Annotated in this window: 4 protein-coding genes; all 4 read left to right on the plus strand. The window is 36.8% G+C overall.

Going from position 1 to position 13,301, the window contains the following annotated elements; all coding sequences use genetic code 11:
* Positions 1-8 precede the first annotated feature (8 nt).
* The 4 genes from AC3IS6_RS10560 to AC3IS6_RS10575 all read left to right on the plus strand — a co-directional run bounded on the left by AC3IS6_RS10560 (position 9) and on the right by AC3IS6_RS10575 (position 13,277).
* Positions 9-3,056, plus strand: coding sequence for a type I polyketide synthase (locus AC3IS6_RS10560; protein ID WP_489164829.1), 3,048 nt, complete (start codon positions 9-11; stop codon positions 3,054-3,056).
* Between the two features lie 105 nt (positions 3,057-3,161).
* Positions 3,162-9,176 (plus strand): amino acid adenylation domain-containing protein, encoded by a 6,015-nt coding sequence (locus AC3IS6_RS10565; protein ID WP_489164830.1) that lies wholly within the window; start codon positions 3,162-3,164, stop codon positions 9,174-9,176.
* Positions 9,177-9,195: 19 nt separating this feature from the next.
* Positions 9,196-10,821: an MBL fold metallo-hydrolase gene (locus AC3IS6_RS10570; protein ID WP_489164831.1), complete on the plus strand. Its 1,626-nt coding sequence runs from the start codon at positions 9,196-9,198 to the stop codon at positions 10,819-10,821.
* An 83-nt stretch (positions 10,822-10,904) separates the two neighbouring features.
* Positions 10,905-13,277 carry a TonB-dependent receptor gene (locus AC3IS6_RS10575; protein ID WP_489164832.1) on the plus strand — a complete coding sequence of 791 codons (2,373 nt, stop codon included), beginning with the start codon at positions 10,905-10,907 and terminating at the stop codon, positions 13,275-13,277.
* The last annotated feature ends 24 nt before the right edge of the window (positions 13,278-13,301 follow it).

The raw sequence follows: 13,301 nt of genomic DNA on the forward strand, positions 1-13,301 counted from the left end.
TTTTAAACATGAAAAATACTTCAATAAAAAAAGACATTGCCATCATAGGGATGTCCGGAAAATTTCCAAAGTCGGAAAATATTGAGCAATTCTGGAAAAATCTGCAGGAAGGCCGTGAGATGATACATTTCTATTCTGATGAGGAACTTAAAGAGTTGGGGGTTAATATCAAAGAAAAGGATACAAACTTTGTGAGGGCCGCATCCAGAATTGATAATGCAGAATGTTTTGATTATCAGTTTTTTGGCTACACTAAAAATGAAGCTGAAATTATGGATCCGCAAACCAGATTGCTTCATGAGCATATATGGCTGGCTCTTGAGGATGCCGGAACCAAAACCACAGATTATGGAGGGAAAATAGGTTTGTATACGGCTGTAAATGATAATTTTAACTGGAGATTACATGCTAAAGTATCGAACAATAATAAAGTTAATCCGTTTTATGCCAATCAGTTAGCGAACAGGAGTTTTGCCAATACCTTAATTTCTTACAAGTTTAACCTGAAGGGACCAAGTCTTATTGTAGATACTGCCTGCTCCAGCTCTTTAGCTGCAGTACACCTGGCTTGTAGAAATTTATTATTAAAAGAATGCTCCATAGCTGTTACCGGTGGTGTGAAAATACTGACCAGAAAAGAAACAGGTTACAATTATGAAGAAGGAATGATCTATTCTAAAGATGGTCATTGCAGGGCATTTGATGATTCGTCATCCGGAATTGTAAATGGAGAAGGTGTTGGAATTGTAGTGCTAAAAAGACTGGAAGATGCCTTAAAAGACCGCGATAATATTTACTCGGTAATTCGCGCAACAGCTCTTAACAATGATGGAAACCGAAAAGTAGGATATACTGCACCCAGTGTTCAGGGACAATACGAATGTATCAATTTGGCCCATCGAATGGCAGACGTAACTCCGGAATCTATAGGATATATTGAGACACACGGAACCGCCACCAAATTAGGAGATCCCATAGAAATAGAAGCCTTAAACAAAGCTTTTAATTATGATACCAATCATTCTTGTGCCATTGGATCTGTGAAAACCAATATTGGCCATTTGGATTCAGCTGCGGGAATTGCCGGTTTAATTAAAGCCACAATGTCAATTCATCAGAAAAGCATACCGGAATCATTGCATTTTGAGACCCCAAACCAACAAATAAATTTTAAAAAAGGACCGTTTTTTGTCAATACGAAACTAACGGACTGGAAAACGGAAAGTCCATTACGTGCGGGGGTTAGTGCTTTTGGCATTGGAGGGAACAATGTACATGTGGTACTGGAAGAAGCACCGGAAAGAGCCGTGTCGGAAACCAGTAATCCGTATTATTTACTTCGTTATTCCGCTAAATCGCAATGGTCATTGGATAAGTTTCAGGAAAATCTGAAGACATTTTTGGCCACAAAAGAGGATAGTAAATTATCTGATTTAGCCTACACATTGCAAACAGGAAGAGATCATTTTAAATACAGTAGATTTCTGGTATGTGAAAGCAAAGACGATGCGATTAAAATATTGGAGAGCGAAGATCAGGAAGACGTATTCTCCGGAAAGTTAAAGAACGCCCAAAAAATAACCTTTATGTGTTCTGGATCCGGATCTCAATATTTAAATATGGGGAAAGACCTGTATCGCGATAATCAGTTCTTTAGAGAATTTATCGACAAAGGTTTTGCCTTTTTGGAAAAAGAAACCGGAAAAGATTACGCGGCTATATTATTTCCGGAAAGTGATACTAAAAAACAAACGATAGATATTAACGAAAACATGCACACGCAGCCTTTAGTGTTTGTTTTTGAATATGCAATCGCTAAAGCATTAATGCAATTAGGACTCAATCCGGATTACCTGATTGGCCATAGTACAGGCGAATATGTAGCGGCTTGTTTAAGCGGAATTTTCACTTTTGAAGCAGCCTTATCCTTATTGATTAAAAGGGGAGAGTTAATGTCGGCAGCTCCAAAAGGTGGGATGCTTAGTGTAGGACTTTCAAAAGAAAAACTAACGGCTTATTTAAACAGTCAGGTAAGTATTGCAGTAATAAACTCGCCGGAATCCTGCGTAGTGTCCGGGACCATTGAAGGTATCGACCAACTTAAGGATCTTTTGGAAGAGAAAGATATTGCCTGTTCCCGAATTAGAGTATCGCTTGCTGGACACTCCTTTTTGATGGATTCTATTTTAGAAGAATTTAAAGAAGTATTCTCCAACATAACCTTATCAGAACCAAAAATACCAATATTGTCCAATTATACAGGAGAAGTACTTACGAATGAAGAGGCTACTTCAGTATCCTACTGGGTCAATCACTTGCGAAATACAGTTCAGTTTTCTAATGGACTGCAACAATTACTGGCGATTAAAAATATGGTGTTTTTAGAAATTGGACCCGGAAATGTACTAACCAGCGTCTTTAAACAGCATAGTGAAGAAAACATACACGAGCATATTGCCCTAAATATGGTGAGGCACCCAAGTCAGGAAATAAACGACACCAGGTTTTTTCTACAGCGATTGGGAGAGCTTTGGTTTCAGGGTATTGATATCAATTGGGAAAATTATTATGGAGATCATTTACCGAATAAAATTTCAGCTCCCGCTTATGTTTTCCACAAAACTAAGTTTTTGGTACGTGTTAATCCTCTCGATAATTTAGATGTTACTTCAATGGGTACTGTTCAGTATAATGTGGGCGATACTCTTAAAGAAGACGAAGAAATCTACGAAGAAGACGCAGACAGGGAATTAATGAACAATCCCTACAAAGAACCTTCAACAGCTACCGAAAAAGAACTGGTAGAAATTTGGCAGGACTTTTTCAGTATCAATAAGATCGGAATTCTGGATGACTTTTTTGCTTTGGGAGGAAATTCTCTAAAAGGAGTTACCATGCTGAAGCTGATTCAGAGAACATTTGAAATCGACATCAAAATTAAAGACTTTTATAAAAAGTCTACCATAAAAGGACTTGCCGCCGAAATCGATTTGGCATTAAAATTTGTTACGGTTCAGGAAGAAGAAAATACGAGTAAAACCGTAATCACGATCTAAAAAGAATAAAGTCTTTTGTTTCGCTTTCAACGTAAAACCACACCACATTACTTTTTATTAATGATTTGAAGGCAACTGCTTTTGCTTCTAAAAAAACACTCTGTCATGGTTGATTTATTAAACGAAATACATCAGAATAATATAACACTCTCTCTGGATGGCGAAGATCTTAAACTTGGTTTTAAAGATGATGTGATTGATGAGGGGCTTATCAATAAAATAAGAAACAACAAAAAAGAAATTGTTTCATACCTGAGTAAATACACACTTCTGAATAAGGAAAGCAGGATTCCAAAAATAGAAGTCGGCGAAAGTTACGAAGTTTCTTCCAGCCAGCTCCGTATGTTATCCTCCATATTGATCGATACCGGCACCAAAGGGTATAACTATTCTGTACCTAATGCTGTTCGTTTGCAGCAAAAAATAAACGTCGGTAATTTTAAACAGGCAGTGTACAATACGATCGATCGACATGAATCATTGCGTACCGTATTCAGAATCGATGAAGAGGGGCGAATTAGGCAATATGTTCTCGAAAAGGAAGCCATAGATTTTCAGATTGACTTTTTGGATTTCAGGACACTGGAAAATAAAGAAGAGCAAGTAAAAACGATCACCAAAAATGATAAAGAAAAACCTTTTAATATCGAGCACGGGCCATTATTAAGAATTAATTTGTTTCAATTAGGAGACAGTGAATTCATCTTGTATTGCAATATTCATCACGTAATAAGTGATTCCTGGTCGCTGGACGTTTTATTCAAAGATATTTTTGCTTTTTATTCCGCTCTGGAATCGGGTACTTCACATCAGCTGCCGGAGCTGAATATTCAGTATAAGGATTATGCGGCCTGGCAAAACAGGCAGCTTGCGAAAGGTCTTTTTAAGAAACAGGAAGACTATTTTAAAACGACGTTTTCAGGAGAAATTCCCGTACTTAATTTTACCAACAATAAAACAAGGCCGGCCGAAAGAACGATAAACGGATTTGCTCTTAAATCTTACCTTTCCAAAGAAACAACCACATCGTTTAAAACCCTTTGTACAGATAACGGAGGAAGTGTTTTCATGGGGTTATTGGCCGTATGGAATGTACTGCTTTACAAATACACCAACAGTAAAGACATTATTATTGGTACAGCCGTAGCTGGAAGAGATCATGCCGATCTGAAAGGGCAGGTAGGGTGTTATATCAACTCATTACCATTGCGCAATACAATAGACCCTGAGCAAACTTTTAATGCCTTTTTTAATAGTGTAAAAGAAAATACCCTTGACGCTTTAGACGGTCAGTTCTATCCGTTCGACCGCCTGGTGAAACTGATAAACTATAACAGGGAAAGATCAAGATCTCCTTTATTTGATGTCATGATTTTATTGCAAAATGCACTGGACCATGGTTCTGTTATTTTGGATGAAAAACAAATAACATCCATTAGAGAAGTAGGAAAGACTTCAGCATTAACGGATCTGGATATTAATTTTATTGAAGAAGGAGATTATTTATCCTGTCACTTAGTATACAATACAGATGTTTTTGAACCGGAATATGTGAGCGGTCTGCTGACACATTTTAAGCAGCTGACCGAAGCCATCGTTTTAAATCCGCAAACAGCAATTCAGGAACTGGAGTATTTGTCTGAAAAAGAGAAAGAACAACTCCTATTTGATTTCAACAATATTACACTGGAATATGCGCCTGAAGAGACTTTGGTATCCCTGTTTGAGAAACAGGTAAAACAAACTCCGGATGCCATTGCTCTGGTTGCTGCCGGTAAGGAATTTACATACGTGGCTTTGGATAAAATCGCAACCAATTTTGCCCGTTATATTCAGAAACAATATCAGCTGGCAAAAGGGAGCCTGGTTGGAATACAACTAAACCGGGACGAATGGAGTGTTATCTCTATGTTGGGGATTATGAAATCAGGATGTGCTTACGTTCCTATTGCACCGGATATGCCAATTCACATAAAAGAGCATATTATTTCAGACACACAGTTAAGGTTATTGATTACGACTACTTCATACCTGTCTGACCTGGATTTTTACACGGGTGACGTAATGAAAGTAGATACCGGTTTTGATGCCGGTGATGATGAAGCAGCAGCGATTGAGGTAACCCCTTCAGATCTTGCCTATATTATCTTTACTTCCGGCTCAACCGGACTTCCAAAAGGAGTCATGATAGAACAGGGTCAGATTGTAAATACAATACTTTCTCAAATTGATTATTTTAATTTAAACGAAAACAGCCGGGGCTTGCAGTTTGCACCTTTTTCTTTTGATGCCTCTGTGTGGGAAATCTTTATGATTCTGTTATCGGGCGGAAGCCTGTATATAGTGGGTGAAGAGACACGCAAGGATGTTAGTACGCTGACCGAATACATAAAAGAAAATAAAATCAGCATTGTTACATTACCACCTTCTTATCTGGCTTTAATGAACATTGATGCGCTACAGCTGGTCGAGCACCTGATCACTGCAGGAGAAGCACCTGATTATGAAATTATAAAATCGTTCTTAGATTTTGGTACCTATTATAATGCCTACGGTCCTACAGAAGTTAGTATTTGTGGTACCATATTTAAAATGCCAAAAAATAGTAAACCGGATTATGATATCATCCCTATTGGAAAACCGATATCTAATGCTAAAATTCATATTCTGGATGCAAATAATCGATTGGTTCCTGTAGGAGTAGTTGGGGAAATATGTATTGGTGGAACAGGGGTTGGGAGAGGTTATCTCAACAGAAAAGAACTGACACAAAGTAAATTCATACCAAGTCCGTTTCATGCAACTGACAGGCTTTACAAGACCGGAGATTTAGGAAAATGGACAAAAGATGGAAATATCATTTATATCGGCCGTAACGACGAGCAGGTAAAAATAAGGGGACATCGTGTAGAATTAAGTGCCATTGAGCATCAATTACTTTCGCATGAAAAAATAGACGAAGCTGTAGTAAATGCACAAAATGACGAAAGGGGAAGCAAGGAACTTGTGGCTTACATTGTTATGACGGCTCCGTTGAGTATAGAAGAACTAAGATCTTTTCTATCTGAAATTCTCCCGGATTATATGATTCCGACCAGTTTTATCTTTTTAGATAAAATACCGCTGACGCTAAATGGGAAAGTGGATAAAAAAGCACTCGTAAAAACGGCCGGTGTAGAGTTGTATAGTGAAGTTGAATATGTAGCACCAGCTACAACCGAAGAAAAGATTCTGGTTCAGGTTTGTGAGCAGGTTTTGGATAAAAAGAACATCGGTATAAAAGACAACTTCTTCAGCTTAGGAGGAGAATCTATAAAAGCAGTCATGTTAATTGCAAGTTTAAAGCAAAAAGGATTAGTACTCAAAGTAGATCATATCCTTAGAAATCCGGTACTGGAAGATCTCGCAAAATTAATGACTTTAAATACGAGAAATATTGACCAGTCAGAAGTTACAGGCGAAATTTTACTGACACCAATTCAATATTATTTCTTTACCAATCCTGCCATTACAGAAAAACAGCATTACAATCAATCGGTTCTTCTAAAAGCAAAAAATGGAATTAATTCGGTAACACTAATAAAGGCACTGACACAGGTTATCAATCATCATGATGCCTTGCGTATTCATTTTGAAAAAGAAAATGAAGTCTGGAAACAACAGAATCTAACCAGTGCCGCCTTTAATTTTGATATTGAACTATATGATTTAAGGGATGAGGTTGACGCACTTCCTGCTATGAAAATAATAGGAGAAGAGGTTCAGTCCGGATTTAATTTAAAAAAGGAGAGACTTATAAGAGCTGTCGTTTTTAAACTAAAAGAGGGTGACAGACTGGCTTTATTTGTTCATCATTTAATTATTGACGGAGTATCATGGCGTATATTGTTACAGGACCTATCTGAAGCATACACACACCATGCAAAAGGAGAACCGTATCAGTTGCCATTAAAAACAGATTCGTATCAATATTGGGCGAAGGGACTGCATCAATATGCTACGGGCCCGGAATTAGCAAAGCAAAAGTTATTCTGGGAACAGCTTTGTTTGACAGATATCCCACCAATGCCTACCGATTTTGAATATACGGCTGCCGTGCACTATCACGATCAGAAAGAGAGTTTTGTATTGGATAAATCCTATACCAATAAATTACAGACTCAGATTTCGAAACAGTACAATGTTGAAATCAATGAAGCTTTGATCACCGGTTTAGGGCTCGCATTGGAAGAAGTTCTTGAAGTAAAAAGAACCGTTCTTAAAATGGAAGGCCATGGCAGGGAAGAAATTTTACCGGCCATGGACATCAGCAGAACTATTGGATGGTTTACCTCTGTTTTTCCTTTTGTTTTAGAAGTATCATCATCAGATCCTTTAGAAAACATTCTTAAAATTAAGAAAGACCTGAACGCTATACCTCAAAAAGGAATCGGATATGGAATACTTAACTTTTTGGATGAAAAATCAAATCTGGAAAAAGAGACGTGTATTGAATTTAATTATCTGGGAGATTTTGGAAACAAAGTAGGAACGAATGAAAATTCCCTTTTTGATTTCTCAACCGAATCAATCGGAGCCTCTTTCAGCGAGAAAAATGGCAGCGATGCAAAACTAAGTATCAACGGAATCATTTCATCCGGACAATTAATGATCACTGTGGGGTATTCTTCTGAGGTTTATAAAGAAGCAACAATTAAACGTCTTGTAAAAACGTATCAGACAAAACTGGAGCAAACCATTGATGACCTGATCCAATCCGAAAAAGAACCGAAAAGGACTCCAATAGCTGATTTTCAAAATGAAGCATCGGAACAATTGCAGGTTCAAAAGGAATGGCTGGATATATCAGAGAATCAGAAAAGGATTCTGCAATTCCCACAATCACATGGAAGGTTTGGCCCGATCGTTATTTCAGATTTTGTAAAAGATAAGTTTGAAGGTACGTTCAGAGAATTTTTAGAGCTTTTCCCGTTTTTAAATGTCAAATTCAAAAAAGATACCGACGCTTTAATTTCTCAAAAATATGTAACCGCTCAGGAGGTGAATTTGGAGGTAAGAATCATTGAGGATTACCATGAAACCAAAAGAGAGAAAACGGAAGCAGAACTGGATGCTTTTTTTATAGAGCCATATGACTTGTTTGATACCAGTAGCCTTATAAGATTGTTCTTAATAGCCGATACCGCTGCTGATAAAGCCTATCTTTTTGTAAGCATTCATCACGCTGTTACAGATATGTACACGAACTCGATTGTACATCAAAATCTGCAAAGTTTTTATGCTAATAAAACGATAGAAAATAAATACAAATCGAATTATGAATTTGTAGCATGGCAGAAACAATTTTTGAAATCAGAAACAGCCAGGGAGCAACGCCAATACTGGAAAGATTATTTGGATGGTTTTAGCATTACAAAACAAAATGAGGTTCAGAACGACTTTATAGAATGTGTGACGCAAAAAATGACCATTAAAGGAGAGGATTTCCAAAAGCTAAAACAAAAAGCAGATAAGGCAGGTCTTCCAATAACAGCGGTATTTATTGCGGCGCATCAAAAATTGTTAAGTAAAGTAAAGAAAAGCGATAAGAATTTACAGCTAACAATCGTCAACGGAAGAGAAGAGGTTTCGCAAGAAATTGAAGTGGATCAGATTCTGGGAGTACTTAATAATTTTTTACCTCTGGGAGTTTTGAACCCTTCTGTTTATCAATCCAACAAAGATTTTATCCTTGCGGTATATACTGATTACATCCAATCGCGTCTTTATCAGACCATTCCTTACGAGATTATCAGACAGGATTATAAAGAAATGGCAGCAATTGATATAGAAGCCGCGATAGGAGGGACATTTAATTATCAGGTACTTGCGAGCAAAAGAGTTGAAGATACAACTTCCGGAGCAGTAGTCACTACTTCCTATAGTAAGAATAATTTCAATACCGGTTTAGACCTTAAGTGTTTGCTTTATGAAAACGGACTATTGTTAGACCTAACCTATCCGGTTAGCTACAGAGAAACTTCAGAACAACTGTTTGATCTCGATTTTTTCCTTAGTTCCTGTTTGCATCCGCTCTTAGAAGAATCCTTAGTAACCATTCAAAATTTTAATCATAATTAATTCAACAAATAACAATATCATGGAAATTAGAAATGAAGATCTTGTATATATCAAACGTAATTTAGCAATCGAACCTTTAGTAGACAATTGGTATGCCTGGCCTCACCTGGTATCACCTGCAACTGCTGCAATGAATATTAAAGACAGGCATTTGAAAATTATGACGTCGTATGTTCAGAATCCGATGATTCATGCCGCAGCCGTAAAAACACCTAAAATGCTAGGCGGTCCTTTTATCGATTATGACGGAAAAAGGGTAGATGAAATTAAAGGGCTTATCGATAATACCAACGAGCAATGTGCTCCTCTTTTAGAATTGCGAAAAGATATATTTGCTCTGAATGATATCCTTAAGAATGAAGCGAAAGGATATGCATTGACATCACTATACGATAAGGTACCGGAGAGCTTGCAAGGGCTTGTTGAATTGGTTTACGACATCAATAACAATCCTTCTTTTCGTTTTTTTGAATCTTTACTATATGAAACAGAGTTTTATAATGAGTCACTTCAAAGTTTCAACTTGTTTTTAGTGCATGACGACGATTCAAGATCTTTTGTACTGAGCACACCAAAACTTCCGGGAGAAGGCATCCTGCGTGTAAACTTACCTTTTAAAAGTGAAAAAATTGACCAACTGTTTGAAATGGAAGACCATCCTAAAACATTTGGCGAAATCGCAAGAATATTTGAGGTAGAACCGGAAGACATTCCTTTATTTAAATCGTTCTTCACCACAGAAAAATCTAAAAAATACGAAAGATATGCGGGAGACGGTGTACTAACAAGATATTTTGGACACGCCTGTATCCTGACCGAAACCAAAAGCACAACCATATTGGCAGATCCTTTAGTGAGTTACGGTTACGAGTCGGATATATCAAGATATTCCTATGATGATTTACCGGAATCGATAGATTACGTTTTAGTAACGCATAATCATCAGGATCATATTCTTTTTGAGACTTTGTTGAGATTAAGACGTAAGATTAAAAACATCATCGTTCCAAAAAGCAATGGCGGTTTTCTGCAGGATCCAAACCTGAAACTAATGTTCGAAAGAATAGGATTCAAAAACATCATAGAATTGGGAGAGATGGAAACCATTCATTTTGAAGATTGTTCGATTACAGGATTACCATTTGTTGGAGAACATTGTGATTTGGATGTAAGAAGTAAACTATGCCATCATGTAGCTTACCAAGACGGATTAAAAGTCCTGTTTGCAGCAGATTCTTGTAATGTTTCTCCAAAATTATATGAGCGTATCCATAAAGTAATGGGAAATATAGATATTATTTTCTTAGGAATGGAATGTGAAGGAGCACCGCTTACCTGGTTATACGGACCTTTAATGCCGGAAAACTTAGCCAGAGATAAAGACGAATCCAGACGATTGGCCGGATGTAATTTTGAGCAGGCTAAAGCACTGGTAGATGTATTCAAACCTAGTGAAGTTTTTGTATACGCCATGGGAATGGAACCTTGGTTAAAATACATAAGTTCGATCAAATACACAGATGAATCTATTCCAATTGTAGAGTCAAATAAGTTATTAGAATATTGTTTGGCAAATAACATAGAGCCGGAAAGACTTTATGGAGAAAAAATTGTCGAATACAAAAGAGATCTTGTCCTTAGTTAAACAAAAGGGAAGTAATACGGACATTTTTATAAAAAACAGTAATGTCAAGAAATAATCATTGTAAATAATTAATTAAAGATATCATGGTAAAATCAACATTCATATATGCATTGGTATTGTTATGTATGTGTACCCTATCCGCCCAATCACAGACTCAAATATCAGGAACACTTTCAGCAGAAGATCCAAACGAAAAATTAGCCTATGCTTCTGTTGCTATAAAGCAGGACACAGTTATTGTCGAAACTGTAATTACAAATGATAAAGGAGAGTTTAAGATTGAAGGTATAAAAGCAGGGAAATATACCGTTCGATTCCAATTTATAGGTTTTAAGGATGAAGTCAAATCCTTAACTGTAGAGAGCTCTAAGGCTATTAATCTTGGAAACATTCAGTTAAAATCGGATATAACTTCTCTTAATGAAGTTGTGGTTACCGCAGAGACTTCACAAGTATCTTTAAAACTGGATAAAAAAGTTTTTGATGTTGGGAAAGATTTAATTTCCAAAGGAGGTTCTGCAACTCAGGTGCTGGATAATGTTCCCGCTGTTAGGGTTGATCCTTCCGGTAGTGTAAGTTTGAGAGGTAATAGTAACGTGCTCATTCTTATTAATGGAAGAAAATCGGGACTGACTTCACTTCAGGGTTTAGAACAAATTCCTGCCGAATCGATAAAATCTGTAGAAGTAATTACCAATCCGTCATCACGTTATGATGCGGCCGGGTCCGCGGGAATTATAAATATTGTTCTGAAAAAGAACAATAAAGAAGACCTTAGTGGAAGTATGACTCTGGTAACGGGAATTCCTGACGATTACAGGTTAATGGGAGGAGTGAACTATAAAAAAGGAAAATTTAATTTGTTTTCTAATTTTGGAATTCGTTATACGGATTATGTAGGACTAAATACCAGAGATCAGCAAAGTACATCAAATGGAAATGCTCTTTATATCAGTCAAAGGGAAGATCAGAAAAGACATGATGACGGAGGATTAATGTATGTAGGAATGGATTATTTTATAAATGACAGCAATAGTATTACCTCTGCTTTTTTTAGAAATGACACCAAAGACCGCGATAAGAATACCCTGAATTACAACTTATCCGGAGAGAATATGCAGGACACCTATATTCAGACTATAGGAGACTCCAGAGAAAATAGAAGTTACAATCAATTGGAGTTCAATTATACCAAAACGTTTAAAAAACCGGAAAGAAAATTTACAGTAGACTTCCAGTATGATTTTTGGGATAGTACTAAAGATTTTGACATCCAAAGAAGAACCCTTGTTCCTGCTACAGGAGATCAGTCCATTATAAACACACAGTCAAAAAGAACAAGTGACGATATTGTATTACAATCGGATTATGTAACTCCTTTTGGTAAGACGGCCAATTTTGAAGCAGGAGTTAAGCTTGAAAACAGAGTCGTATCGACAAAATTTGCAGCAGATGAAGATGTTGACGGAACAGTAACGCCAATAGCCGGTTTTAACAATGGATTGGATTACAAAGAACAGATCTTAGGAGGATATGTTCAATATGGCAATAAGATAAATAAATTCAGTTATCTATTAGGATTGCGAACAGAGTATACCCATATTGAAATTAAAGACCAGAATACAGGAGGCGTTTTAACCGACAGTACGTATACAAGATTGTTTCCATCCGTAAATTTAAGTTATGCACTGACCGAAAAAACAACGGCTCAATTAAACTACAGTCAGCGAATCAACAGGCCGAACCTGGACCAGTTAAATCCTTTTCCGGAACTTCTGGATTTTAACTCCCGTATTTTTGGAAACATTAACCTGTTGCCTTCTTTGACCGATGGTGTAGAGTTAAGTATTTTAAGAAAAGTAAAAGGATTAGTGCTTAATCCTTCGATATACTATTCGAAAACAAAAAATAGTTTTCAATACTTTACATCGCAAGATGATGAAGGTATTTTTGAAACCGTTTTAATCAATCTTGATGATGAAACCCGATTTGGTATCGAAATCTCGGCTCAGTATGCTCCGATAAAATGGTTGTCTCTTAATGCAGAGATTAATGCTTATAGCTTTAATCAGAAAGGAAGCGTAGGCGCCACTAATCTGGATTTTTCTAATGAGACCTGGAAAGGAACTTTATTAGCTCAGCTTAAGCTTCCTAAAAGCTTCACGTTTCAAAGTAAATTTGAATATCAGGCACCGGTGAGTGATGCCCAGACCAAGACTAAATCTTACTATTATCTGAATGTGGCGTTAGGAAAATCATTATTCAAAAATAACGGAACACTATCGTTGGCTGCAAGTAATATTTTTAATACCCGAAAAATAAGAGAGACCACTGTGGGTACTGATTTTGTAGTACACCAGATGACCAATTTTAATGCAGCCCGATGGACTCTTAGCTTTAATTATAAATTCAATAAGGGTAAAAACAGAAAAGAGCATCAAAGTAACAGAGAATAACAAATACGTTGGATTTAAAAAAAA

This window comes from Flavobacterium sp. KH_035 (assembly GCF_057839565.1).

Excerpts from the sequence above, each read along its gene's own strand:
- AC3IS6_RS10575 (WP_489164832.1), top strand. The coding sequence starts at position 10,905 with ATGGTAAAATCAACATTCATATATGCATTGGTATTGTTATGTATGTGT.
- AC3IS6_RS10565 (WP_489164830.1), top strand. The coding sequence starts at position 3,162 with ATGGTTGATTTATTAAACGAAATACATCAGAATAATATAACACTCTCT.
- AC3IS6_RS10570 (WP_489164831.1), top strand. The coding sequence starts at position 9,196 with ATGGAAATTAGAAATGAAGATCTTGTATATATCAAACGTAATTTAGCA.
- AC3IS6_RS10560 (WP_489164829.1), top strand. The coding sequence starts at position 9 with ATGAAAAATACTTCAATAAAAAAAGACATTGCCATCATAGGGATGTCC.